Here is a 25,131-nt window from a genome sequence, read left to right as displayed (position 1 = left end):
CTTAAAAGCATCGAAATGGCGTCTTAGTTGAATTTTAAATAATAAAATTTAACGATGCGGAGGTGCAATTTGAATTCTATATTAATCATCCTCGTTATCGCTATCTTAGCTTTATTGATTGGTTTCGCTGGTGGATTTTCATACCGTAAAAATTCATATGAAAAGTCACTTGATAGTGCAACACAAACGGCTGACGGAATTGTTGCTACTGCTAAAAAAGAGGCAGAAGCACAACAAAAGGAAATCCTTTTGGAAGCAAAAGAAGACGGCCATAAGTATCGCAGCGAAATTGAAAGTGAACTCAAGGAGAGACGTTCTGAGGTTCAAAAGCAGGAAAACCGGATGCTCGCGCGGGAAGAAAACTTGGATCATAAAGATACCAACTTAGAGAAGCGTGAACATGTGCTTGAACACAAAGAAAAGCAGCTCGCCACTAAAGAAAGTGACCTTGAGAAGAAACATCAAGAAGTTTCATCATTGGTTTCGCAACAAGAAGCTAAACTTGAAGAAGTCGCAGCCTTGACTAGAGAACAGGCTAAAGATTTGATCTTAGAACAAACTAAATCAAGTTTAGATCACGAAATGGCAGTGATGATCAAAGATAGTGAAACACAGGCAAAAGCAAGTGCTGATAAAAAAGCAAAAGTTTTGATCGCAGAGGCAATTCAACGGAGTGCAGCAGATACAGTTTCTGAGACGACTGTTTCAGTGGTAAATCTGCCAAATGACGAAATGAAGGGTCGAATCATTGGGCGTGAAGGTCGAAATATCCGGACCTTAGAAACGTTGACTGGAATCGATCTGATCATTGATGATACGCCAGAAGCAGTTGGGTTAAGTGGGTTTGATCCAATCCGACGCGGCATTGCCAAAATTGCGTTAGAGAAGTTGATTCAAGATGGCCGGATCCATCCAGCTCGGATTGAAGAGATGGTTGAAAAGGCCACCAAGGAAATGGATGCGAAGGTTCGTGAAACCGGGGAAGAAGCAGTCTTCGAACTTGGTTTACACTCCATTCATCCAGACTTGATCAAAACCATTGGTCGCTTAAGTTATCGGACAAGTTACGGTCAGAATGTCTTAGATCATTCGATCGAAGTTGCGAAGTTAACTGCGATCATGGCTGATGAACTCGGTGAAGATGTGACACTCGCTAAGCGGGCTGGTTTACTGCATGATATTGGTAAAGCGGTTGACCATGAAGTTGAAGGGTCTCACGTTGAAATTGGGGTCGAATTAGCTAAGAAGTACAACGAAAGTAAAGTAGTGATCAATACGATTGCTTCACATCACGGCGACGTTGAAGCGAACTCAATTATTGCAGTCTTAGTTGCTGCAGCTGACGCAGTTTCTGCTGCTCGTCCTGGTGCCAGAAGTGAATCACTGGAAAACTACATTCATCGTTTGGAAAAACTTGAATCGATTTCCGATAGTTTTGAAGGCGTTAAAAAGAGTTACGCTATTCAAGCCGGACGTGAAGTACGTGTCATTGTTAAACCTGATAAGATCAATGATGCCAAAACAACCTTGTTGGCACGGGATATTAAAAACCAGATCGAAAGTGAAATGGAATATCCAGGTCGAATCAAAGTGACCGTTATTCGTGAAACACGATCAATTGAATATGCTAAATAACGCATGCTAAGCTGGGAGTTTTCTTTAAAAGAAAGCTCTTGGCTTTTTTGATTCCAAATTATTGGAGGACGTCAGCTGAGTCAACAACTTTTAGCTGCCGGAGATTTGACAAATCGGTGGGGACTAGGTCTGCACATTTGACGCTAAAAATGGTAAAATTAACTTTAACTAAATTGAGAAGAAGACAAAAGAGGAGACAAATAATGCGGATTTTATTTATCGGTGATGTGATGGGTGAAGCAGGACAAGAAATGTTTGTGGAGACTGTCCCAGTACTAAAAAGAAGCTTGCACCCCCAATTAACGATTGCGAACGGTGAAAATGCCACTCGTGGACGTGGTATTAATGAAAAAGTTTATAAAAAATTGTTGAAAGCCGGGGCAGATGTGATCACGATGGGAAATCACACCTGGGATAATCAAGAAATCCAAGAATTTATTGGCTCCACTAAAAAATTGATCAGACCTGCTAATTTTTCTGCCGGGCAAGTTCCTGGCAAAGGATATACGATTGTGAATGTCAATGGCACTAAGGTCGGTGTCTTAGATATGCAAGGACGGGTTTTTATGAATCCTTCTGATGACCCATTTGCAGTGGCAGAAGAAATCATCTCACAACTGGAAAAAGAAACTCCAGTGATCTTTGTTGATTTTCACGGTGAAGCAACTAGCGAAAAAGAAGCTTTTGCGTGGAACTTTGACGGCCGTGTTTCAGCCGTAGTTGGGACACACACCCATGTGCAGACGAACGATGCGCGGATTTTACCGCAGGGGACTGCTTTCTTGTCGGACGTGGGATTCACTGGTCCATATGATGGAATTCTAGGAATGCGACGCAGCAGTGTGATCAGACGTTTTAAAAACCAGATGCCGACTCGTTTTGAAGTGGAAACTTCTGGCGGGCAGACTTTGGGTGCCGTCGTGATCGATGTCGATGACCAAACGGGACGGGCGAAGAAGATCCGCAATATCCGGGTCGACCCAGACCATCCATTCATGGAATAAAGCAAAAAAGGAGGAACTGTTGCATGCCGCAAAAAACTAAAAGAACACCGATGATGGAACAGTATATGGAGGTTAAAAACCAATATCCTGATGCTTTTTTATTCTATCGTTTAGGTGATTTTTATGAAATGTTTTATGATGATGCCGTCAAAGGCTCACAAATTTTGGAATTAACACTGACTTCTAGAAATAGAAATGCAACTGATCCGATTCCAATGTGCGGGGTACCACACCATGCTGTACAAAATTATATTGATATTTTAGTTGACCAGGGTTACAAGGTGGCAATTTGTGAACAAATGGAAGACCCGAAGCTCACTAAGGATATGGTGAAGCGCGAGGTGATCCAACTTGTGACACCCGGGACTCTAATTGATGGACATGCAGGTGAAGCCAAGGAAAACAACTATTTAACGGCGATCTATGAAGAAGATGGACGCTATGGTTTTGCGTATGCCGACCTATCTACTGGTGAATTAAAAACTGCAGAATTAACCACGACTGCTGATTTACTGAATGAAATGTTGAGTTTGCGGACGAAAGAAGTTGTTTTAGCTCCGAGTGTGACCCAAAACACGTTGGATGAATTACAGAGCCTCAAAATTTTATTCTCACACCAAGAACAAATTGAAGAAAAGTCCGAGGTTGCTTATACAACACAGGATTTGCACAGCCAATTAGAGATTACCGTAGTGAGCTACTTAGTCTCCTATCTGTCGGTCACGCAAAAACGGGCCTTAGCTCATATTCAAAAGGCAGTCGCGTATGAACCAGCGTACTTTTTGAAACTTGACCACAGAGTTCAACGTAACTTAGAACTCTTGGAAAATTCACGAACTAATAAAAAGTCAGGGACCCTGTTATGGCTGCTGGACAAAACTAAAACAGCCATGGGGGGACGGTTATTAAAGCAGTGGATCACTCGGCCGTTATTAAAACAAAATGAAATTGTTGAACGGCAAAATATTGTGCAAATTTTATTGGATAATTATTTTGAACGGTCCGGTCTGCAAGAGGAACTTTCTCAGGTCTATGATTTAGAAAGATTAGCTGGGCGCGTTGCTTTTGGCAACGTTAATGGTCGTGATCTGATCCAGTTAATGACTTCCTTGGAGCATATCCCACAAATCAAATATATTTTGGAACAATTAAATGACGGTCAATTAGACAGCCTGTTAGCCGAACTTGATCCGGTGGAAGATGTGGCTGACTTGATTGAGACCGCGATTGTTCCTGAACCGTCTTTATCTGTTACTGATGGTAATTTGATTCAAGCCGGTTATAATCAGGAACTTGATCAGTACAAGGATGCCATGAACAATGGACAACAGTGGTTAGCTGAATTAGAGGCACAGGAACGAGAAGCGACAGGGATTCATAATTTAAAAATTGGCTATAATAAGGTTTTTGGCTATTATATTGAAGTTTCTAAGGGAAATATTGCCAAGTTACCCGAAGGACGTTACGAACGCAAGCAAACGCTGGTGAATGCAGAACGCTTTATTACACCAGAACTCAAAGAAAAAGAAGCAATGATCTTGGGGGCTCAAACTAAGGCTGCTGATTTGGAATACCGCCTCTTTACGGAGATCCGCGAACAAATCAAGGACCGGATCTTGCGTTTGCAAAATTTAGCAGCGGCAGTTGCCAAGCTGGATGTTTTGCAAAGCTTTGCAGTGGTTAGTGAAGATGGCCATTTTGTTCGGCCTAAGTTTGTTAAGGATCATCAAATTTCAATTCAGGGCGGCTGGCATCCAGTGGTTCAAAAGGTGATGGGTAAGCAAAGTTACGTGCCTAATGACGTCGAGATGCCGAAAGATTTGGAGATCTTATTGATCACCGGACCAAATATGTCTGGGAAGAGTACTTATATGCGTCAATTAGCGTTGACAGTTATTATGGCTCAGATGGGTTGTTTCGTGCCGGCACAAAGCGCAACAATGCCGTTGTTTGACCAGATCTTTACCCGGATCGGAGCCGCTGACGATTTGATCAGTGGTGAATCAACCTTCATGGTCGAAATGATGGAAGCTAATTTAGCTTTAAAAAATGCCACCCCACAAAGTTTGTTGCTCTTTGATGAAATCGGTCGAGGAACTGCGACTTACGACGGGATGGCTTTAGCACAGGCAATTATTGAATACGTTCATGATAAGGTGCAGGCTAAAACGCTTTTTTCGACCCATTATCATGAATTAACAGCTTTAGAAAATAATCTGCCGCATTTAAAGAATATTCATGTTGGTGCGGTTGAAAAAGATGGCGAGTTAGTGTTCTTGCACAAGATTCAAGCCGGTCCAGCTGACCGTTCCTATGGGGTTCATGTGGCAAAATTAGCCGGTTTGCCAGCTAGTTTGTTAAGTAATGCCAGCCAGATTTTAGCTAAACTAGAACAGGCTGGACAATCATTGCCGCCAAGTGGAGCTGAAGTACCTAAAACATCTGAAATATCTGAATCAACCTCACAAGCCAGTGAAGCAGTTCAGGAGGTTCAAGAAGTTAAACCAGCAGCAAGCCCATTACCAGAACAGGTTGAGGCTGAACCAGTAGATGAACAACTGTCCTTGTTTGGTGAAACAGAATCCAAACTGAACAAGAAACAGTCTAAGATCGTGCAAGAAATTCAGAATGCGAATTTAATGGCAATGACACCGATGGATGTGATGAATGCCGTTTACAAATGGCAAAGTCGGTTAAATCAGAAAAAGTAGTTCAATAGCACACCATTCTAGTAAGAAAGGAGTCAACCAATGGCTAAAATTCACCAATTAGATTCAATCTTGGCGGACCAGATCTCAGCTGGCGAGGTGGTTGAACGCCCTGCATCAGTTGTGAAAGAACTGGTTGAAAATTCTCTGGATGCCGGTAGTCGGCAAATCGATGTTAGTGTTGAAGATGCCGGTCTAAAATCGATCACTGTGGTTGATAATGGGGCAGGAATCCCTGTCGAAGATTTAGAGATGGCCTTTCATCGCCATGCCACCAGTAAAATTACCAACCGGCAAGATTTATTTCAAATTGTAACTTTAGGTTTTCGGGGTGAAGCCTTACCAAGCATTGTTTCAGTCGCAGACGTGGTGATGGAAACCGCTGTTGAAGGTCAGCCTGGGACTAAGATTCACTTACAAGGCGGCAAGGTCCTTGAAAAAACTGCTTCAGCTAGTCGGCGTGGAACAAAAATTGTTGTGAGTGACCTCTTTTTTAATACTCCAGCGCGCCTAAAATATTTAAGTTCGATTCAAACCGAGCTGGCAGCTATCACAGATATCGTTAATCGTTTGGCATTAAGTCATACAGAAGTCGCGTTTTCCTTGAGCAGTAACGGCCGCGAACTGCTGCATACTCCGGGTAATGGTAATTTAAAGCAAGTGATCAGTGCGATATATGGAATCAACGTTGCTAAGCAGATGGTAGAATTTGACGCAGAAGATCAGGATTTTAAAGTCAGTGGTTTTGTGTCCTTGCCGAAATTAACACGAGCTTCTAAAAACTATGTCAGCTTTTTACTAAACGGCAGGTACGTGAAAAACAGTCACTTAAATAAAGCCTTAATTCAAGGCTATGGTTCAAAGCTGATGGTTGGACGCTACCCAGTGGCGATAGTAATGATTCAAGTGGATCCCTTATTAGTTGATGTGAATGTTCACCCGACTAAACAAGAAGTTAAGTTAAGCAAGGAAGATGAATTGTGTAATTTGCTGGCCAAGAGCGTTTATGCTCGTATCGCACGGGAAAATTTGATTCCGGATGCTTTAACTAACATGCATAGTGGGCAAAAAAGAAGGACCAAAAGTCAACAATTGGACTTTGGTTTAAGCGAAGGAAATGCAAGATATCAAGCAAGCACGACGCAAAAACGTCCTGGTGCAAAAGAAGTTTTGGATGCATTGATGGGCGGCAAGCAAGAACCGACATCAGACCAAAAAGTGCAGCCGCAAGAACTGACAACCACGCAGGTTCAACCGGTGATCATTAAGCAATTGGCTGATTTGGAATCTTCTTCTGTTAAACAGTGGGACCAAAAGTACCGGCAAGAAGTTCCGACTAAAGTGCCAGAAACGGAGGCACCGTCAGTTGATAATGATACTAGCCTGATTGAGGAAAACGAGGAAGAGCCAACCAGCAAGGGCTTTCCGGCCTTAAACTATTTTGGTCAAATGCACGGGACATTTTTATTCGCTGAATCAGCAGACGGCTTTTACATTGTGGATCAACACGCTGCCCAAGAGCGAGTTAAATATGAGTATTATCGTCAGGCAATCGGTGAGGTTGCAGCAGATCAGCAAAACATGTTACTGCCAGTAATTTTGTCGTTTCCAGTGAATGATGCTTTACAAATCGAACAGAATTTGGATAAACTGGCTGAAGTGGGACTATACTTAGAAAACTTTGGTCAAAACACCTTTGCTGTCCACCAGCATCCCACTTGGTTTAAAAAGGGACAAGAAGAAGCAATTATTCGAGAAATGATCGATTATATCTTGGAAGACCATCAACTGACTGTCGCTAAGTTCCGCGAAAAAACGGCGATCATGATGAGTTGCAAGCGTTCGATCAAGGCTAACCATCATTTGGATGAGAAACAGGCCAGGTCGTTGTTGGAACAATTGCGTCAGTGTGAGAATCCATATAATTGTCCCCATGGCAGGCCAACTTTGGTCCACTTTACCACGGCTGAAATGGAGCATATGTTTAAACGGATCCAAGACCCGCATCAAGGTCACCCAGACCTAGGCTAATTAAAGGCAGTTACAAATAATTTAAAAGAACTGAGGCTCTTGCATGTATGAATATTTTAGCGGGTATGTCACAGATGTTACCCCACATTACATTGTGTTAGAAATTAATGGCATCGGCTACCGACTCAATGTCGCGAATCCGTATAGCTATTTTGTTGACACAACTAAGAAACAAAAAATTTACATTTATCAAGCTGTCCGGGAAAATGATATTAGTTTGTTTGGTTTTAAAGATTTCCCAGAAAAACAGCTGTTTTTAAAGTTGATCAGCGTTTCAGGAATTGGACCGAAAAGTGCCTTGGCTATTTTGGCGACCGAAGACCATGCTGGTTTAGTGAATGCTATCGACGCTAATGATGAAACTTATTTGACGAAATTTCCAAGTATTGGTAAAAAGACGGCTAAACAAATTATTCTTGATTTAAAGGACAAGATGGCTGATTTGACGACACAAACCCCATTAGTCGATGATCAACAACAACTGACTCAAGCAGATGACCCAGTCTACCTGAAAGAGAGTTTAGAGGCACTGTTAGCCTTAGGGTATACTAAAGCCGAGGTCAAACGGGTCGGTAAAAAGCTGCGTGAATTTAGCGGAAACTCTACGGACGAATATTTGCGTCAAGCGTTGAAACTGTTAATGAAAAAATAGTATAGTAAAGGAGGTCTGTCTGAATGGATGAGGATGAACGGATCATTTCGGCTGAAAGTGCTGATTTTGCGGAAGAACAAACGGAGCTAAGTTTGCGGCCGAAGACTTTGACTCAATATATCGGCCAAGAAAAAATCAAGCAGGAAGTTGCGGTATACATTGAAGCAGCTAAAACCCGCGAAGAACCTTTAGACCACGTGTTGCTCTATGGACCTCCTGGTTTAGGGAAAACGACCCTGGCGGGGGTAATTGCTAATGAAATGGAAGTTAACTTTAAAACGACCAGTGGACCAGCAATTGAAAAGCCTGGGGACTTAGTGGCCTTATTAAACGAGTTGCGTCCGGGAGACATTTTGTTTATTGATGAAATTCATCGCTTGCCTAAAAACGTCGAAGAAATTTTGTATTCAGCGATGGAAGATTTTTATATCGACATTGTGGTTGGACAAGATGCCACGGCGCACCCGGTTCATTTTCCTTTACCGCCATTTACCTTGGTGGGTGCAACAACACGTGCCGGCTTGTTATCGGCACCTTTGCGGGCACGGTTTGGTATTGTGGAACACATGCAGTATTATACTGAAGCTGAACTAAGCCAAGTTGTTTTACGGTCAGCAACGGTGTTTAATACCAGGATCGATCCGCTCGGTGCGAGAGAAATCGCGCGCCGTTCACGGGGGACTCCGCGGGTGGCAAACCGTCTGTTAAAACGAGTCCGAGACTTTGCCCAAGTGGCTCATAAAGAAATGATCGACCAAGAAATTGTGGATTATGCCTTAAATCTCTTGCAGGTTGATAACCAGGGCTTAGATGAAACTGACCGCAAGATGTTACAGACGATGATCAACTTGTATAATGGCGGGCCTGTTGGATTAGCGACGATTGCCGCTAATATCGGTGAGGAAACGGAAACGGTCGCAGATATGCTTGAACCGTATTTAATGCAGATCGGCTTTATGAAACGAACTGCCAGAGGACGAATGGTGACCCCAGCGGCCTACGCCCATTTGGGAATTGACCCACACAAAAATAAAAAATAAGAAGAAGGTTTTACTAGTGTCAGAACAACATTTAACTACTGAAGATTTCGATTATGATTTGCCTCATGAATTAATTGCTCAAACTCCATTAAAGCAACGTGATGAATCACGGATGCTGGTGTTAGACCATGTTAGCGGTGAATATCAAGATGATCATTTTTATAATGTCATTGATCGTTTGAATCCTGGCGATGCCTTGGTAATGAACGATTCACGCGTGATGCCTGCTCGTTTATACGGGACTAAACCGGAAACCGGCGGTCATTTGGAAGTCTTGTTATTAAACAACACTGAAGGAGACAACTGGGAAACGCTAGTTAAACCGGCAAAACGCGCTAAAGTTGGGACAGAAATTGTCTTTGGCAATGGTGAATTAAAGGCGACAGTGACCGAAGAATTAGAACATGGCGGCCGGATGGTTGAATTTCACTATGACGGAATTTTCATGGAAGTTTTGGAAGCTTTGGGCGAAACGCCGCTACCACCATACATTAAAGAAAAACTCGATGACCCTGAAATGTATCAGACAGTTTATTCTAAAGAAATTGGTTCAGCAGCCGCACCAACTGCTGGTTTGCACTTTACTAAAGAATTGTTGCAAAAGATTGAAGATAAAGGTGTGAAGTTAGTTTATTTGACTTTGCATGTTGGTTTGGGAACATTTAGACCAGTGACAGAAGAAAACATCGAAGATCACCAAATGCACAGTGAATTCTATCGTTTAAGCGAAGAAGCTGCCCAAACATTGAATGAGGTTCGTCAAAATGGCGGTAAGATCGTGGCCACAGGAACAACTTCGATCCGGACGCTGGAAACCATTGGGACTAAGTTTAATGGTGAAATTCGGGCAGATAGCGGCTGGACAGATATCTTCTTGAAACCTGGTTATGACTGGAAAGTGGTCCAAGCCTTTATTACTAACTTCCATTTACCAAAATCAACTCTAGTGATGTTAGTTGCTTCCTTTACAGGCCGTGAGAACATTCTCAATGCTTATAAGCATGCGGTGGAGGAAAAATATCGCTTCTTTAGTTTTGGCGACTGCATGTTTATCTATTAAACACTAGGCAGTTGTTGGACGTTAACTCAAGTCAAAATAAAGCACAGGTCTTGTTTGATCAGACGTGTGCTTGGATAGGATGGAAATTTAAATGAGTGAAGCGGCAATTAAATACCGTTTGATAAAGAAAGAAAAGCACACGGGTGCTCGTTTGGGCGAGGTCACTACACCACACGGTACTTTTCAAACGCCAATTTTTATGCCAGTGGGAACACAAGCCACGGTTAAATCGTTGGCACCTGAAGAATTAAAAGAAATGAACGCCCAGATTATTTTATCGAATACTTATCATTTGTGGGAACGCCCAGGTGATGATTTAGTAGCTGAAGCGGGCGGTTTACACAAGTTTATGAACTGGGACCGGAGTATTTTAACTGATTCTGGCGGTTTTCAAGTCTTTTCGTTAGCGAAATTACGTGATATTTCTGAAGAAGGGGTACGGTTCCGGAGCAATTTAAACGGCTCGAAGCTCTTTTTGTCACCAGAAAAAGCCATTCATATTGAAAATAATCTTGGGGCAGATATCATGATGAGCTTTGATGAATGCCCACCATTTTTTGAAAGTTATGATTACATCAAAAAATCAGTCGAGAGAACTTCACGCTGGGCTGAGCGGGGCTTAAAGGCACATCGCAATCCGAACACCCAAGGTTTATTTGGAATCGTTCAGGGGGGCGGTCACAAAGAACTGCGCCAACAAAGTGCACGTGACCTAACTTCATTGGACTTTGCCGGCTATTCGATCGGTGGTTTGTCAGTTGGGGAATCTAAGGCGGAAATGAACCACGTCTTAGACTTTACGACTCCGTTACTACCTGAAAACAAGCCGCGGTACTTGATGGGTGTTGGTTCGCCCGACGCTTTGATCGATGGTGCTATTCGCGGGATCGACATGTTTGATTGTGTCTTACCAACCAGAATTGCTAGAAATGGGACCTGTATGACATCACACGGACGCTTAGTCGTTAAGAATGCAAAATATGCGCGTGATTTCCGACCATTAGATGAAAATTGTCAATGCTATACTTGCCGGAACTATACTCGAGCTTATATTCGGCACCTCTTTAAGGCAGACGAAACCTTTGGCTTACGGTTGACAAGTTACCATAATTTGTATTTCTTGCTGGACTTGATGAAGCAGGTCCGTCAAGCAATTATGGATGACGAATTATTGGACTTCAAGGAAGCTTTCTTTGAACAATATGGTTTAAATGTCGAAAATCCTAAAAATTTCTAGTTTTTATGTTGAAGAGCTAGTCAGTTTGCTGATTTTCTGCTAAAGTAAGTAATGTATATTAAGATTGGAGAGAACGTTAAATGTTTATGTTAGGTGCAGGTAGTGTCGCAGGTGGAGGTTTCTCTACTATTCTGATTTTTGTTGTTTTTATTGGGTTGATGTATTTTATGATGATCCGTCCACAAAAGAAACAACAAAACCAGCGTAAAGAAATGATGGATGCCTTGAAAAAAGGCGACAGTGTGATCACCATTGGTGGTTTACACGGTGTGATCGACAGTTTGAATGATGCTGATAAGACAGTTACTTTGGACTGTGACGGTGTCTACTTGGTCTTTAACCGTTCAGCAATTGGTCGGGTTGAAGGTCATGCTGCAGCCGCTCAGCCACAAGCAGCTAAAGAAGTCACAGAAGAAACACCAGTTGATTCTGTAGATCAAGCAGACGACAACGCTGAAGATTCAGAAAAATAAGCGCTCAATCGTTAAAATGGCTCGTTGTCCGATCGTGACAACGGGTCTTTTTCATTTGAATCAAGTGTGCAGACTTTAGTTTCAACTAAATTTTTGGTAAACTAAAGCAAGACACTTAACTAAATGACAGAGTGGAACAAAGCGGTTAATTCCTGTGTGCTATCGGGCTTGACCTGTAATGTGTTTTTGACATTGATGGCTGGGTTTGGAGAAATACGAGGAATTGCTTTGAGAAGTTCAACTAAAAAGGGAGATTGAAAACATGCAAATTACACGTCATGATGAACCATTACAAACAGTCGGTGAACCACAAAAAGTTGGGGAAAAGATGCCTAACTTTACAGTAACTAATGCTCAGGGTCAAGAGGTACAATTGACAGATCTATTGGGCAAACCAACATTAATTAGTGTTGTTCCTAATATCAACACGAGTGTTTGCAGCATTTCAACTAAGAAATTTAATCAAGAAGTTGATAAGTATGATGGAATTAATTTCTACACCATTTCAACAAACACAACTGCTGAACAAAAAGACTGGTGTGCAGCTGAAGGAGTTCAAAAGATGGAACTTTTGTCCGATCATGCTGGTGATTTCGGCCATAAAACAGGGCTATACACTCCAGATCCTGAAAATCCTACTGATACCCGTAGTGTTTGGATCATCGACCCAGCTGGTACAATTTTGTACCAAGAAATTGTCATTGAAATGACACATGAACCTAACTATGAAGGTGCACTTGGATTTTTATCTGCACTAAAAAAATAAAGAATTGACGTCAAAGAGACTGTGGTTAACTAACCAGGGTCTCTTTTTTTGGCTAAAATTTGGACTAAAATTCAGCAGTAAAACACGAAAGTTCATGCAAAAGCTCTGTTTTAGATTACAATTTAATTAGAATTTTGAACGTCAAAGTAATTTTTTTTCCATGCATTCAAAATGGATGATAATTATCCATAAGATTTTTATATACTATATTATAATAATTTTAAAAAACAAATTGGCGAAAAAGTCGAGCTATTTTGGGATTGAATAGTTTCGTGGATACTAAGAATACACGATGTTTTGCCAAATTTATGGAATAATTTTTTTGGCTAAAATAATAGACATGATTTGTCCATCACTATTTGACACAGTTTAGAGACTGTAATAATATACTTTTCATCGAATAGTTTGATGTTCGAAATACTTTTTTGAGTGAGGTGGCAAGTTTGAAAATAATGGGTGCACAAGAGATCATGGATCTCATCCCGAATCGCTATCCAATTTGTTATATCGATTACGTCGATGAATTAGAACCTGGCGAGCGGATCTTAGCAACTAAAAATGTGACGATCAATGAGTCCTTTTTTAAAGGCCATTTTCCGGGAAACCCTGTTATGCCAGGAGCGTTGATCATTGAAACCTTAGCCCAGGCAGCTTCGATCTTAATTTTAAAATCACCTGAATTTCTCGGTAAAACCGCGTATTTGGGAGCTGTCCGCGACGCTAAGTTTCGTGAAATGGTCCGGCCGGGCGATGTTTTAAAGCTTGAAATCAAGATGATTAAAAAGCGAGCGAACCTTGGAATTGTCCAGACAACGGCATTAGTCGATGGGCAGGTTGCCTGTTCAGCTGAATTGATGTTTGTTGTGGAGGAAACTGGTGAAAAAGTTTAGGCCAGTCTGTTAGTGGCATATATACTTTGATTACCAAATTATTTGAATGGCAAACAAAAAGGACGGTAAGGCGATGAGTGAGAATTATCAAAAGATCAGTGAGGCGTTAGTTCAGATTTATTCTAACATCTTGCGGATCGAAGAAAATGAATTGCGCAAAAGCCAATTTAACAACCTTACTATTCAAGAAATGCATGCAATCAATGCGATTTCTATGTATGATCACAAAACAGCTTCCGAAGTTGCTAAAGAATTACATTTGACACCCGGCACCTTAACTTTGACCATCAATCGCTTAGCCAAGAAAGGTTATGTCGAGCGGATCCGTTCAGACGATGATCGTCGGATAGTGCGGTTAGGGTTAACTAGAAAGGGCAGAGTCGAATATCGGGCTCATGCTGCTTTTCATGAAAAGTTAGTGAAGAAATTTTTGAAAGGCTTCAATGATGAAGAAGTTCAAGTGATCTACCGGGCCTTACGGAATTTGGAAGACTTCATGGCAGATCATTCTTGATTATTGAGGGGAAGAAATTAGATGGAAAAATTAAAGATTGTTGAAACAGCCAGTTATATTCCACCTAAGACGGTGACAAATGATGATTTAAGCCAGTTAATGGAAACCTCTGACGAATGGATCACAGCGAGGACCGGCATTAAAGAACGGCACATTAGTTTGGGAGAAAATACTTCAGACTTATGTACCAAGGTTGCCAGTCAACTCTTGCAACAAAGTTCTTGGCCGGTCGAGACCTTGGACCTGATCATTGTTGCTACAATGTCGCCAGATTCGTTTACGCCTGCCACGGCAGCTATCGTACAAGGAAACATTGGGGCAGTCAACGCTGTGAGCTTTGATGTTTCGGCAGCCTGCTCGGGTTTTGTATATGGCTTGGATGTTGTCAGTAAGTTTATGACAGGTCGGCAAGGAATGCGGGCGATGTTAATTGGCGGCGAAGTCTTGTCCAAGGTCGTTGATTGGACTGAACGAGGAACGGCAGTTTTGTTTGGTGATGGAGCGGCAGGAGTTTTATTGGAAAATAACTCAGCTGATTCCTATCTGTTAGCGAGTGTGTTAAAAACCTACGGCGATCAACATGAGAAGTTGACTGCTGGGCAAACACAACCACTGACAGAGTTTCCCCCGCAAACGTCAACGGTCATCCATCCATTCACGATGAATGGTCAGGCGGTTTATAAGTTTGCGACTCATGCAGTCCCAGAAACAATTATTGCTGCCTGTCAACAAGCTGGTGTAACAGTTGATCAAATTGATCATTTTGTTTTACACCAAGCCAATGCCCGGATCGTGAAGGCCATTGCGAAACGAATGAAGCAGCCGCTGGAAAAATTTCCACTGAATATTGCTAAATATGGTAATACTTCGGGAGCGAGTGAGCCGATCTTGCTAGATGAGCTTGTTAAAAACGGGCAGATCAAGCGGGGACAGTTACTTGTCTTAAGCGGTTTTGGCGGCGGGTTGACCGTAGGAACACAAATTATTAAATATTAAGAAATTAACAAAAAAACAGGAAAATTAAAGGAGAAAATTATTATGACAGAACAAGAAATTTTGCAAAAAGTACAGGATATCGTGGTTGATGAATTGGACGTTGAAGCTTCTGATGTAACTTTAACAGCTGATATTAAAGATGATTTGGATGCAGATAGTTTAGATGTTTTTGAAATCATGAACGAACTTGAAGACGAATTAGACTTGAAGCTTGAAGCAAGTGAAGACGTACGTACGATCCAAGATGTTGTCAACTACGTGAAAAAAGAACTCGACGCTCAAGCTAAATAAACGAGGTGACTTGGGATGGAAAAGACAGCTATCCTATTTAGTGGCCAGGGTTCACAGTATAGTGGAATGGGACTTGATCTGTATCAAAAAGACGCCCTCTTTCATGAAACATTGGACCGTTTGAATTCATATTTGTCATCATTTGACTTACTAACTGTCCTGGCGAATGAAAAGCATGAATTAGACCAGACCAAGTTTCAACAGCCAGCCATTGTTGCAGTGAGTTTAGGGCTGCAGGCGATGGTTCAGCGTGATTTGCCGGATTTACCAGTTGCAGGATTGATTGGTTTATCTTTAGGTGAATATGCAGCTCTGATCTCGGCAGGTGCTATGACCGAAGAAGAAGGCATGCAGGCGTTAGAAGCACGGGCATCCTTGATGCAAGTTGATGCTTCGCAAGAACCAAGTGCTATGGCTGCAGTCTTAAAGCCAGATGTCGCAGCAGTTGAAGCAATTTGTACTCAATTGGCTGCAAGTGGTGCGATCATTGCGGTGTCAAATTACAATTCACCTAAACAAATCGTACTTGGCGGGCAGACCGCAGTAATTCAGCAAGCAATTGCTGAGATTACTGAACAAGGAGCTGCAAAACGGGTGGTGGAACTACCAGTTTCAGGTGCCTTTCATACGCAGCTCTTTCAAACAGCCAGCGAGAAGATGGCGCCAATTTTGACGAAGCTGACGGTTAGTGAACCACAAATTCCAGTCATTAGCAACACGACCGGAAAACCATTTGAGAAAGAACGAATTGCTGAAACGTTGGTCCAACAAATTGTCTCGCCAACTCATTTTGCAGACTGTGTGTCTTACTTAGTGAAAAACGAGGGCGTTGAAATGACGCTTGAGTTAGGACCAGGCGGAACATTAACTCAGTTTGTTAAACAAATTGACCGTAAAATCAAACGCCACCACGTGGAAGATTATGATTCTTATCAAGTCTTTTTAGCAGAAATGCGAGGTAATTAAATGGATCTACAAGGTAAAACAGCTTTCATTTCTGGTTCATCAAGAGGAATTGGCGAACAAGTGGCACTAGCTTTTGCTCAAGCCAAATGTAACGTGATCTTAAATGCCAGAAAAGAAGTTGCTCCAGAATTAGTGGCGAAAATTGAAGCCGAAGGAGTTTCATGTGTCACGGTTCTAGGCGATATTTCACAGGCAGATGATGTAGCACGAATGGTTAAAGAAGCCTATGCTGCCTTTCCTCAAATCGATGTGTTGGTCAACAATGCGGGGATCACGAATGACAAGTTGCTGATCGGTATGAATGAAGCAGATTTCCGTTCAGTCATTGATGTTAATTTAGTCGGGACATATGCAATGACTCGGGCTTTCTTACGTAAAATGAATAAGAAACGCTCTGGTGTCATTATCAACATGGCGAGTGTTGTTGGTTTGCATGGTAATGTTGGTCAAGCAAACTATGCTGCTAGCAAGGCGGGGGTTATTGGCTTAACCAAGACCGTCGCTAAAGAAGGAGCATTACGCGGCATCCGTTGCAATGCGATCGCACCTGGCATGATCAGTAGTGACATGACGGACGTTTTAAGTGACAAGGTTAAAGAACAGATTTTGACAGAGATTCCACTAAAACGCTTTGGTCAAGCACAAGAAGTAGCACAAACTGCTGTCTTTTTGGCACAAAATGACTATATTACGGGGCAGGTCCTCAGTATCGATGGTGGAATGAGTATTTAAAGAAAAGAGAAGGCCATTACTGCCAACCTGCGATGAGCGGTGCGGTCAGAGGTGGCCTTCAGTTTAAGAAAACAGAGCGGAATGAAACGGGAGAAAGTGAGCATTATCGGAGTCCAGCCTTTAATGCGGTTTAGGCATAAAAGGTTAGTCTTGGATAAGCGGAGCTTTCTGTTTCAAGCAGCTCGACTAAGAAAACAGAGCGGAGACACCCGCTTAGAAGGTGAGCATTAACAGGCTTCCAGGCAGAATGCGGTTTTGGCATTGTGCCTGGAAGTAGGTTAAGCACAACCTTCTGGGTGAAGCAGCTCGACTAAGAAAACAGAGCGGAATGAAACGGACTCAAGTTTACAAGAGTTCAGTTAAAGGGAGCGTGAAGCATGACTCGAGTAGTAATTACTGGAATGGGAGCTGTGACTCCAATTGGAAATGACGCTAAAACATTTAGCGAAAACGTTCTGGCAGGTAAGTTAGGAATCGATGAAATCACTAAGTTTGATGCCACTGAAACAGGTGTACATGTTGCGGGTGAAGTTAAAGATTTCGATGTTAAAGAACGAATCGGTAAAAAATCTGGTCGTCGCATGGACCTCTTTTCACAGTATGCAGTTCACAGTGCGCTAGAAGCTGCGGAACAGGCTGGAATTACTGAAGAAAATACTGATCCATATGAACTAGGTGTGATCTATGGTTCTGGGATCGGTGGATTGACTACCATTCAAGAACAAGTTATTAAGATGCATGACAAAGGACCACAAAGGGTTTCACCAATGTTTGTGCCAACTTCGATCGTCAATATGGCGGCCGGAAATATTTCTATTCGTTTAAATGCCAAAAACATTTCAACTTCGATCGTGACGGCTTGTTCTTCAGGAACAAATGCAATCGGTGAAGCATACCATCATATTAAGGCAGGTCGGGCTCAGGTCATGATCACTGGCGGCTCAGAGGCTTCGGTCAATGAAATTGGTATTGCCGGTTTTGCGGCTTTAACAGCATTAACAACTGAAGAAGACAAAGAAAAAGCTTCTATCCCATTTGACGTGAACCGTTCAGGTTTTGTAATGGGTGAAGGCGGAGCTACTTTGATTTTAGAAAGCTTAGAACACGCACAGGCACGGGGAGCAGAAATTTTAGGCGAAATCGTCGGTTATGGTACAACTTCAGATGCTTACCATATGACTTCACCGAACCCTTCTGGTGAAGGTGCTAGTCGGGCAATGTCACAGGCAATTGCTGAGGCGGGAATCACACCGGCTCAAGTTGGTTATATTAATGCCCACGGAACTGCGACACAGAGTAACGATTCCAGTGAAGCACATGCAATCAACCGTGTTTTTGGACCAGATAGTCAAGTACCAGTTAGTTCAACCAAATCAATGACTGGTCATTTGTTGGGAGCTGCAGGAGCCATCGAAGCCGTAGCAACTATTGCTGCTTTACGGGCAGGAACTTTGCCTCCTAACATTGGCTTAACTAACCAAGATCCTGAATGTACTGTCAATGTCGTAACAAAGGCACATGAACCACAAGCTGACCTTGAATATGCAATTAGCAATTCATTTGGCTTTGGGGGACATAATGCCGTGTTGACATTTAAAAAATGGAGTGAAGAATAGTTGGAATTTAATGAAATCAAAAAATTAATGGATGAATTTAATTCTTCTAACACCAGAGAAATGGAAATTACGACGGAAGGATTTCACATTCATCTCAGTAAAAACGAGAATTCTTTTCAAGCAGAAGCTCAGATACCAACTCCAACTGCTGCAGCTGCTGTGCCGACAAATGTTGCAGAAAAACAGCCAGTTGAAACAAAACCGGTTGAAGTTGAAGAAGGTACTGTCATTAAGGCGCCAATGGTCGGAACGGTTTATTTGAAACCAGAACCGCAAAAGCCAGCCTATGTTGCTGTCGGACAGAAGGTTAAAAAAGGCGACGTCATTTGCATTATTGAAGCAATGAAAATGATGACAGAAATCAAGAGTGAAGTCAGTGGGACGATCAGTGAAGTACTAGTTGAAAATGAAGAACTAGTTGAATTTGATCAACCATTACTGCGTGTACAGGAGGCATAAAGATGACTGTTTTAGATTCGACCCAGATTCAAGAAATTATCCCGCACCGTTATCCGATGTTGTTGATCGACCGCATCGAAGAATTAGAACCAGGTAAACGGGCAGTTTCCTTGCGAAATGTGACTGCGCACGAAGAAGTTTTCCAGGGACATTTTCCGGGAAATCCTGTCATGCCAGGGGTTTTGATCGTAGAAGCAATGGCTCAAACAGGTGCAGTTGCCTTGTTAAGTTTAGATGAATTTAAAGGTAAAACTGCCTACTTTGGCGGAATTAAATCCGCTAAATTCAGAAAAGTTGTGCGGCCTGGTGACCAAATGATCATTGAAGTTGTGCTCGAAAAAATTCGGGGCAGCGTAGGTTTAGGAAAGGCCGTTGCAACAGTTGATGGTAAGAAGGCCTGCACGGCTGAAATCACATTTATGATTGGGGATTAGCGATTAGAATGTTCTCGAAAGTCTTAGTAGCAAATCGTGGTGAAATTGCGGTCCGAATTATTCGTTCTTTAAAAGAACTCGGAATTAAATCAGTGGCTATTTATTCCACGGCTGATCGCGAGAGTCTGCATGTGCAATTGGCAGACGAAGCGGTTTGCGTGGGAACAGCACGACCGCAAGATTCTTATTTAAATATGAAAAATATTCTGGCAGCTGCCGTGGGGACAGGGGCGCAAGCAATCCACCCAGGTTTTGGCTTTTTGTCGGAAAACAGTCGTTTCGTGGAAATGTGTGAAGATTGTGGGATCACTTTTATTGGGCCACGGTCAGAAACCATTGATTTAATGGGAAACAAGGCCAATGCTAGAGTGCAAATGCAAAATAGCGGCGTGCCAGTGATCCCAGGGAGTGAAGGTTTCTTAAAGGATGCAGACGAAGCCAAGCAAGTTGCACAAAAGGTCGGCTTTCCTGTTTTACTAAAGGCAGCAGCTGGCGGCGGTGGAAAAGGGATTCGGCGCGTTGAAGATGAGCAAAGCTTGGCGGCGGCATTTGAAGAAGCTAGTCATGAAGCCCAGAGTGCTTTTGGCGATGGCCGGATGTACCTCGAAAAAATCATGGAAAATGTTAAGCACATTGAAGTGCAGATTTTCCGCGACCAGCAAGGAAATTCGGTTTACTTCCCAGAACGGGACTGTTCCGTTCAACGCGGTAAGCAAAAGATGATCGAAGAAAGTCCGTGCTCGTTAATTACTGCCCAACAACGACAAGAGCTGGGTGAGATCGCATTACGGGCCGCTAATTCGATTGAGTATTTGAATACTGGAACGATTGAATTTTTAATGGACCAGCAACACAACTTTTACTTCATGGAAATGAACACCAGAATTCAGGTGGAACATACTGTCACAGAAATGGTGACAAGTATTGACTTAGTCAAGGCACAAGTTAAAGTTGCAGCGGGTGAACCGTTGCCTTTCAACCAGTCGCAGATCCATTTGAATGGTGCCGCGATCGAATGCCGGATCAATGCGGAAGATCCTAGCAAGGATTTCTTTCCGTCGACCGGTGAGGTTAAATATCTGTATGTTCCAGTCGGTAATCTGGGGATGCGGATGGACACGGCTTTATACGCTGGATGTAGTATTTCACCGTACTATGATTCAATGATCGCCAAATTGATCGGTCAGGGCCATGATCGGCTTGAAGCAATTGAAAAAGTTAAGCGTCTGTTAAATGAAATGGTGATTTCAGGAATTACGACGAACCAAAAATTTTATCTGGCACTTTTAGAAGACCCAGAATTTAAGCAAGGGACAATGACCACCGATTACGTTGAACGAGTCTTCTTACCAGAATGGAAGAGAAGGGAAAATAATGCAGCTGTTTGATGAGTTAAAAACGCTGGGACAAAAACATATTAAAGCAAATAAGCAAGCCCAGCAAAATTTACCCAGCGGTGTGTGGCTGGCTTGTCCTAAATGCCAGCAGTCTGTTTATCATAAAGACCTGGGCCGCTATTTCACCTGCCCCAATTGCGATTATGGTTTTCGAATCGCTAGTCGGGACCGAGTTGAATGGCTGACTGATAGTTTTACTGAGATGGATCAGGACATCGAAACAGCTGATCCCTTAGACTTTCCAGATTATGGTAAAAAGATTGCTGCGGCGAAACGCAAGACCGATTTGAATGATTCCATTTTGACCGGAGTTGCTAAAATTGGTTCGCAGGAATTTTGTTTGGGGATCATGGATCCAAATTTCATTATGGGTTCAATGGGGACAGTGACTGGTGAAAAAGTGACCCGGTTATTTGAATATGCGACTGAGCACCAGCAAGCGGTGGTGTTATTTACTGCCTCTGGCGGAGCGCGGATGCAAGAAGGAATTTTTTCCTTAATGCAAATGTCCAAGGTCTCTTCGGCCGTCAAAGCTCATTCTCAGGCCGGTTTATTTTACTTATCGGTGATCACTGACCCAACAACTGGTGGAGTTACTGCTAGTTTTGCGATGCAGGGTGATATTATTTTATCCGAACCGCATGCTTTGATCGGCTTTGCTGGCAAACGTGTGATTGAACAAACGATGCATCAAAAAATTCCAGAAAATTTGCAGGATGCAGATAATATTTTGCAACATGGATTTATTGATGCAATTGTGAAACGACCTGATGAAAAAGCGACGATCGAATGGTTGTTAGAAATGAACCAAGGAAAGGCGGGCGAATTGTCATCGTAAGTTTGTTTGGAAAAAAACAGCGGACGGCCGGCGAAATCGTCGCTGCCGCCAGAGATAGTCAAAAAATTACTGGAACTGAATTGATCAGCGAACTATTTCCTGATTTTATGGAAATGCACGGTGATCGTTTAAATGATGACGACCCGTCAATTATTGGCGGTTTAGCCCATTTTGCGGGACAGGCAGTCACAGTTTTAGTGATCGATAAGGGGTTGTCTGCTAAAGACCGGATCGCCAAACATTTTGGTAGTCCAGCACCAGCCGCTTATCGGAAGTCTTTGCGCTTGATCAAACAAGCGGAAAAGTTTAACCGGCCAGTCTTAGCCTTCGTTAATACTGCCGGAGCTTATCCAGCAGCTAGTGCCGAAGAGCAGGGACAGGGTGAAGCAATCGCGCGGAATCTGTTGGAAATTGCAGGTGTACGTGTCCCAATATTGACCATCATTTATGGTGAGGGCGGTAGCGGTGGAGCCTTGGCGTTAGCTTGTGGTGATCAAGTTTGGATGACAGAAAACAGTATGTATTCTGTCCTATCACCAGAAGGATTTGCGTCGATTTTGTGGAAAGATGCTAGTAAAGCAGCCGAAGCGGCCGAAGTAATGCAATTAACTCCAGAGGCATTATTAAAAGCTAATGTCATTGAGGGTATTATTCCGGAGCCTAGTGCGCACAAGCGTTTTTGCCGTAATCTCGCACAGGTCATTCAACCAGAACTCGAGAAACTGACACAGTTGCCGGCAGAAGAGTTATTGGCACAAAGACATGCACGTTTTAGAAAATTTTAAGGGTTAATTAACTAAATAAAATTAATGTAAATATCAAGGGAGCGAATTTATAATGGGAAACTTATTAGAAGGCAAGAAAATTTTGGTAATGGGTGTGGCTAACAAGCGCTCGATCGCGTGGGGCTGTGCTTCAGCTTTGGAAGAACAAGGTGCAACTGTGATTTATACTTATCAAAATGAACGCATGAAAAAGAGTGTCATGAAGTTGGTCGACAACGAAGATAATCTGATCGAATGTGACGTTGCCACAGACGAAAGTATGGAAAAAGCTTTTGGCGAAATTAAGGAACGTTTTGGCAAATTGGACGGTATCGTTCATGCCATCGCATTTGCGAATAAAGCAGAACTTGATGGAGATATTCAAAATACTAGTCGTGATGGATATGCGATGGCACAAAATATCTCTTCATACTCCTTATTAGCTGTTGCACGCTATGGCCAAGAAATTTTAAATGACCCAGCAAGTATTGTGACATTGACATACTTTGGTTCTGAAAGAGCAATCCCTAATTATAATGTGATGGGTGTTGCTAAGGCTGCGTTGGAAGCTAACGTGCGCTACTTGGCTCGTGATATGGGTCAATATGGTGTTCGTGTTAACGCCATCTCTGCTGGTGCGGTTAAGACTTTAGCGGTTACTGGTGTGAAGGATCACTCCAGCCTCTTAGCTGAATCACAAAGTCGGACAGTCGATGGTAACTCAGTCACAACTAAAGAAATTGGTGGGGCTTGTGCCTTCTTAATGAGTGACCTGGCAACTGGTGTCGTTGGTGACACGATTTACGTTGATAAAGGTGTTCATTTGATTTAAACATTTTAATTAGAGCTGTGGTTTAGTTGATCAGACTAAATCATGGCTTTTTCTATTATAGTCGCGTTTTTTTGTGATTTTGTGCCAAATTTTTGCTAAATTAGTCAGAAAGCAAAGATAAAAATAAAAAAATTTAATAAAGTGGCAGAGTTCTCTAGAGCCCTTTGTTATAATAAAGGTAGCGATTGCATTTTTTAAAACCTAGTTTAGTCAGCTTTTGACTAAACTTCTGACTAGTCGGAACAAAATAAAGAATGCTATAATGGATAAGTAAAAAATAAAGAAAGCGGTGCGCAAAAAAATGACAAACGAACAAAAGGCGTTGTTTATTATCTTCGGTGGGACCGGAGACTTGGCACAACGTAAATTGTATCCATCTTTGTTCAACTTATATAAGCAGGGTTTTCTCAAGGACCACTTTGCCGTAATTGGTACAGCTCGGCGACCATGGAACAATGAACGTTACCAAGAAATCGTGCGGAACTCCATTTCTGGAATGGAAGTTACGGCTAAGCAAGCCAATGAATTTTCCAGCCATTTCTATTATCAATCACATAATGTCAATGACACTCAACATTACGAAACATTGCGCAAACTCGCAGATGAACTCGATCAAAAATATACCTTAGAAGGTAACCGGGTCTTTTATTTGGCAATGTCACCGCAATTTTTCTCAATCATTTGTCAGCATGTCAAGACGCAGGGCTTGGTCACAGACAACGGTTATAACCGCGTTGTGATCGAAAAACCTTTTGGTCATGACTTGCAGAGTGCCTGTGAATTAAATGAAGAAATCAACCAGTATTTCCCAGAAAAAGACGTCTATCGGATCGATCACTATCTAGGTAAAGAAATGATCCAAAGTATTCCAGCCTTACGATTTAGCAATAACCTCTTTAATGCCTTATGGAATTACCGCTATATCGATAATATCCAGATCACTTTAAGTGAGGCCTTAGGCGTTGAAGAACGGGCCGGTTACTACGAGGATGCTGGTGCTTTACGGGATATGGTCCAAAATCATATCTTACAAACTGTCGCTTTGTTAACGATGAATGCACCAATGACGTATACTGACGAAGATATTCGTAAAGAAAAGATTTCTGCCTTAAAAGCCTTGCGGGTGTATGATGCAGCGGGTGTTAAGCACAACTTTGTCCGCGGTCAGTATGGTCCAGGTAATGGGCAAGTTGCTTATCGTGATGAAAATCAAGTTGACCCAGAATCTACGACGGAAACTTTTGTGGCTGGCCGGATCTTCGTTGATAATATGAACATGGCAAATGTGCCAATTTATCTGCGGACGGGGAAACGTTTGACGAAAAAAGAAACCCGGATCGATGTTGTTTTCAAAAATGCGCCATATAACATTTTTGGCGATGGACAGTTGAACCGGAATATCTTATCCTTTAAAGTTGAACCAAATCCTGGAATGGAACTGCGGTTAAACGGTAAAAAAGTTGATTATGAAGAATATAGTATCGAAACTATGAAGCTGCACCATGAACATGGTGCAAAGACGCAATCTAAGATGCCAGTCGGGTATGAAAAACTACTCTATGATGTCTTGAAGGGCGATTCTTCCAGCTTCTCACACTGGGATGAAGTTTATTATTCATGGCGTTTCGTGGATTCAGTGCGAAATGCTTGGGACAATGAAACATTGGCTGCAGACGCCTTCCCTAATTATGAATGCGGGTCAATGGGGCCGCAAGCTTCCAAGGATCTATTGGCTGAAGATGGTAATAACTGGTACCTCAGTCCAGATGAAGACTAGCTGTTAGCTGGCTTAAAGT

At 42.4% G+C, this 25,131-nt stretch carries 24 protein-coding genes; all 24 read left to right on the top strand.

All coding sequences use genetic code 11. The features are described from left to right. Positions 1–69: 69 nt before the first annotated feature. The 24 genes from rny (at position 70) to zwf (ending at position 25,112) form a co-directional block, all read left to right on the top strand. Positions 70–1,635 carry a ribonuclease Y gene (rny, locus tag LPAF129_RS07815; protein WP_244055798.1) on the top strand — a complete coding sequence of 522 codons (1,566 nt, stop codon included), beginning with the start codon at positions 70–72 and terminating at the stop codon, positions 1,633–1,635. 203 nt (positions 1,636–1,838) lie between these two features. Beyond that, on the top strand, positions 1,839–2,639 hold the full coding sequence (locus LPAF129_RS07810) for a TIGR00282 family metallophosphoesterase (protein ID WP_244055797.1): 801 nt from the start codon (positions 1,839–1,841) through the stop codon (positions 2,637–2,639). Between the two features lie 23 nt (positions 2,640–2,662). Beyond that, on the top strand, positions 2,663–5,350 hold the full coding sequence (mutS, locus tag LPAF129_RS07805; protein ID WP_244055796.1) for a DNA mismatch repair protein MutS: 2,688 nt from the start codon (positions 2,663–2,665) through the stop codon (positions 5,348–5,350). Between the two features lie 39 nt (positions 5,351–5,389). Further along, entirely contained in the window at positions 5,390–7,378 is a 1,989-nt protein-coding gene (gene mutL / locus LPAF129_RS07800) for a DNA mismatch repair endonuclease MutL (RefSeq protein WP_244055795.1), read from the top strand. A 43-nt stretch (positions 7,379–7,421) separates the two neighbouring features. After that, the gene (ruvA, locus tag LPAF129_RS07795; protein WP_244055794.1) at positions 7,422–8,030 is read left to right on the top strand and encodes a Holliday junction branch migration protein RuvA; all 609 of its coding nucleotides are present in this window, start codon (positions 7,422–7,424) and stop codon (positions 8,028–8,030) included. Positions 8,031–8,053: 23 nt separating this feature from the next. Further along, entirely contained in the window at positions 8,054–9,070 is a 1,017-nt protein-coding gene (ruvB, locus tag LPAF129_RS07790) for a Holliday junction branch migration DNA helicase RuvB (RefSeq protein ID WP_244055793.1), read from the top strand. 16 nt (positions 9,071–9,086) lie between these two features. After that, on the top strand, positions 9,087–10,130 hold the full coding sequence (gene queA, locus LPAF129_RS07785) for a tRNA preQ1(34) S-adenosylmethionine ribosyltransferase-isomerase QueA (RefSeq protein WP_244055792.1): 1,044 nt from the start codon (positions 9,087–9,089) through the stop codon (positions 10,128–10,130). A gap of 91 nt (positions 10,131–10,221) precedes the next feature. Beyond that, positions 10,222–11,367, top strand: a complete 1,146-nt coding sequence (tgt, locus tag LPAF129_RS07780) for a tRNA guanosine(34) transglycosylase Tgt (RefSeq protein ID WP_244055791.1) — start codon at positions 10,222–10,224, stop codon at positions 11,365–11,367. 86 nt (positions 11,368–11,453) lie between these two features. Then, entirely contained in the window at positions 11,454–11,840 is a 387-nt protein-coding gene (gene yajC, locus LPAF129_RS07775) for a preprotein translocase subunit YajC (protein WP_244055810.1), read from the top strand. A gap of 262 nt (positions 11,841–12,102) precedes the next feature. Continuing rightward, positions 12,103–12,606: a thiol peroxidase gene (tpx, locus tag LPAF129_RS07770; RefSeq protein WP_244055777.1), complete on the top strand. Its 504-nt coding sequence runs from the start codon at positions 12,103–12,105 to the stop codon at positions 12,604–12,606. Positions 12,607–13,049: 443 nt separating this feature from the next. Next, on the top strand, positions 13,050–13,496 hold the full coding sequence (fabZ, locus tag LPAF129_RS07765) for a 3-hydroxyacyl-ACP dehydratase FabZ (protein ID WP_244055772.1): 447 nt from the start codon (positions 13,050–13,052) through the stop codon (positions 13,494–13,496). A gap of 73 nt (positions 13,497–13,569) precedes the next feature. After that, positions 13,570–14,010 carry a MarR family winged helix-turn-helix transcriptional regulator gene (locus tag LPAF129_RS07760; RefSeq protein ID WP_244055809.1) on the top strand — a complete coding sequence of 147 codons (441 nt, stop codon included), beginning with the start codon at positions 13,570–13,572 and terminating at the stop codon, positions 14,008–14,010. A gap of 21 nt (positions 14,011–14,031) precedes the next feature. Next, positions 14,032–15,006: a beta-ketoacyl-ACP synthase III gene (locus LPAF129_RS07755; RefSeq protein WP_244055767.1), complete on the top strand. Its 975-nt coding sequence runs from the start codon at positions 14,032–14,034 to the stop codon at positions 15,004–15,006. A gap of 42 nt (positions 15,007–15,048) precedes the next feature. Then, a complete protein-coding gene (locus LPAF129_RS07750; RefSeq protein WP_244055766.1) occupies positions 15,049–15,297 on the top strand; it encodes an acyl carrier protein in 249 nt (82 codons plus the stop codon). A gap of 15 nt (positions 15,298–15,312) precedes the next feature. Next, positions 15,313–16,263, top strand: a complete 951-nt coding sequence (locus LPAF129_RS07745) for an ACP S-malonyltransferase (RefSeq protein WP_244055764.1) — start codon at positions 15,313–15,315, stop codon at positions 16,261–16,263. Then, a complete protein-coding gene (fabG, locus tag LPAF129_RS07740; RefSeq protein ID WP_244055763.1) occupies positions 16,264–16,995 on the top strand; it encodes a 3-oxoacyl-[acyl-carrier-protein] reductase in 732 nt (243 codons plus the stop codon). It begins immediately after the preceding gene. A 377-nt stretch (positions 16,996–17,372) separates the two neighbouring features. Continuing rightward, a complete protein-coding gene (gene fabF, locus LPAF129_RS07735) occupies positions 17,373–18,611 on the top strand; it encodes a beta-ketoacyl-ACP synthase II (RefSeq protein WP_244055762.1) in 1,239 nt (412 codons plus the stop codon). Further along, complete coding sequence (accB, locus tag LPAF129_RS07730) at positions 18,612–19,070, top strand: acetyl-CoA carboxylase biotin carboxyl carrier protein (RefSeq protein WP_244055760.1); 459 nt, start codon at positions 18,612–18,614, stop codon at positions 19,068–19,070. A 2-nt stretch (positions 19,071–19,072) separates the two neighbouring features. Beyond that, positions 19,073–19,504, top strand: coding sequence for a 3-hydroxyacyl-ACP dehydratase FabZ (gene fabZ, locus LPAF129_RS07725; protein WP_244055759.1), 432 nt, complete (start codon positions 19,073–19,075; stop codon positions 19,502–19,504). A gap of 8 nt (positions 19,505–19,512) precedes the next feature. Beyond that, positions 19,513–20,892 carry an acetyl-CoA carboxylase biotin carboxylase subunit gene (gene accC, locus LPAF129_RS07720; protein WP_244055758.1) on the top strand — a complete coding sequence of 460 codons (1,380 nt, stop codon included), beginning with the start codon at positions 19,513–19,515 and terminating at the stop codon, positions 20,890–20,892. Further along, positions 20,879–21,739 carry an acetyl-CoA carboxylase, carboxyltransferase subunit beta gene (gene accD, locus LPAF129_RS07715; protein WP_244055757.1) on the top strand — a complete coding sequence of 287 codons (861 nt, stop codon included), beginning with the start codon at positions 20,879–20,881 and terminating at the stop codon, positions 21,737–21,739. The genes accC and accD overlap by 14 nt, the downstream gene beginning before the upstream one ends. Before the next feature lie 2 nt (positions 21,740–21,741). Then, the gene (gene accA, locus LPAF129_RS07710; protein ID WP_244055756.1) at positions 21,742–22,524 is read left to right on the top strand and encodes an acetyl-CoA carboxylase carboxyltransferase subunit alpha; all 783 of its coding nucleotides are present in this window, start codon (positions 21,742–21,744) and stop codon (positions 22,522–22,524) included. 52 nt (positions 22,525–22,576) lie between these two features. Continuing rightward, positions 22,577–23,335 (top strand): enoyl-ACP reductase FabI, encoded by a 759-nt coding sequence (gene fabI, locus LPAF129_RS07705; protein ID WP_244055747.1) that lies wholly within the window; start codon positions 22,577–22,579, stop codon positions 23,333–23,335. A 301-nt stretch (positions 23,336–23,636) separates the two neighbouring features. Then, the gene (zwf, locus tag LPAF129_RS07700) at positions 23,637–25,112 is read left to right on the top strand and encodes a glucose-6-phosphate dehydrogenase (protein ID WP_244055745.1); all 1,476 of its coding nucleotides are present in this window, start codon (positions 23,637–23,639) and stop codon (positions 25,110–25,112) included. Positions 25,113–25,131 lie beyond the last annotated feature (19 nt).

It is taken from the genome of Ligilactobacillus pabuli (genome assembly GCF_022836475.1).
GTDB classification, from domain to species: Bacteria; Bacillota; Bacilli; order Lactobacillales; family Lactobacillaceae; genus Ligilactobacillus; species Ligilactobacillus pabuli.
This window is presented reverse-complemented; position numbering and strand designations above follow the sequence as displayed.

Bases quoted from the DNA above. Each gene is read 5' to 3' on its own strand.
- LPAF129_RS07810 (WP_244055797.1), top strand. From the start codon at position 1,839: ATGCGGATTTTATTTATCGGTGATGTGATGGGTGAAGCAGGACAAGAA.
- mutS (WP_244055796.1), top strand. From the start codon at position 2,663: ATGCCGCAAAAAACTAAAAGAACACCGATGATGGAACAGTATATGGAG.
- mutL (WP_244055795.1), top strand. From the start codon at position 5,390: ATGGCTAAAATTCACCAATTAGATTCAATCTTGGCGGACCAGATCTCA.
- ruvA (WP_244055794.1), top strand. From the start codon at position 7,422: ATGTATGAATATTTTAGCGGGTATGTCACAGATGTTACCCCACATTAC.
- ruvB (WP_244055793.1), top strand. From the start codon at position 8,054: ATGGATGAGGATGAACGGATCATTTCGGCTGAAAGTGCTGATTTTGCG.
- tgt (WP_244055791.1), top strand. From the start codon at position 10,222: ATGAGTGAAGCGGCAATTAAATACCGTTTGATAAAGAAAGAAAAGCAC.
- yajC (WP_244055810.1), top strand. From the start codon at position 11,454: ATGTTAGGTGCAGGTAGTGTCGCAGGTGGAGGTTTCTCTACTATTCTG.
- tpx (WP_244055777.1), top strand. From the start codon at position 12,103: ATGCAAATTACACGTCATGATGAACCATTACAAACAGTCGGTGAACCA.
- LPAF129_RS07760 (WP_244055809.1), top strand. From the start codon at position 13,570: ATGAGTGAGAATTATCAAAAGATCAGTGAGGCGTTAGTTCAGATTTAT.
- LPAF129_RS07755 (WP_244055767.1), top strand. From the start codon at position 14,032: ATGGAAAAATTAAAGATTGTTGAAACAGCCAGTTATATTCCACCTAAG.
- LPAF129_RS07750 (WP_244055766.1), top strand. From the start codon at position 15,049: ATGACAGAACAAGAAATTTTGCAAAAAGTACAGGATATCGTGGTTGAT.
- LPAF129_RS07745 (WP_244055764.1), top strand. From the start codon at position 15,313: ATGGAAAAGACAGCTATCCTATTTAGTGGCCAGGGTTCACAGTATAGT.
- fabG (WP_244055763.1), top strand. From the start codon at position 16,264: ATGGATCTACAAGGTAAAACAGCTTTCATTTCTGGTTCATCAAGAGGA.
- fabF (WP_244055762.1), top strand. From the start codon at position 17,373: ATGACTCGAGTAGTAATTACTGGAATGGGAGCTGTGACTCCAATTGGA.
- fabZ (WP_244055759.1), top strand. From the start codon at position 19,073: ATGACTGTTTTAGATTCGACCCAGATTCAAGAAATTATCCCGCACCGT.
- accC (WP_244055758.1), top strand. From the start codon at position 19,513: ATGTTCTCGAAAGTCTTAGTAGCAAATCGTGGTGAAATTGCGGTCCGA.
- accD (WP_244055757.1), top strand. From the start codon at position 20,879: ATGCAGCTGTTTGATGAGTTAAAAACGCTGGGACAAAAACATATTAAA.
- fabI (WP_244055747.1), top strand. From the start codon at position 22,577: ATGGGAAACTTATTAGAAGGCAAGAAAATTTTGGTAATGGGTGTGGCT.
- zwf (WP_244055745.1), top strand. From the start codon at position 23,637: ATGACAAACGAACAAAAGGCGTTGTTTATTATCTTCGGTGGGACCGGA.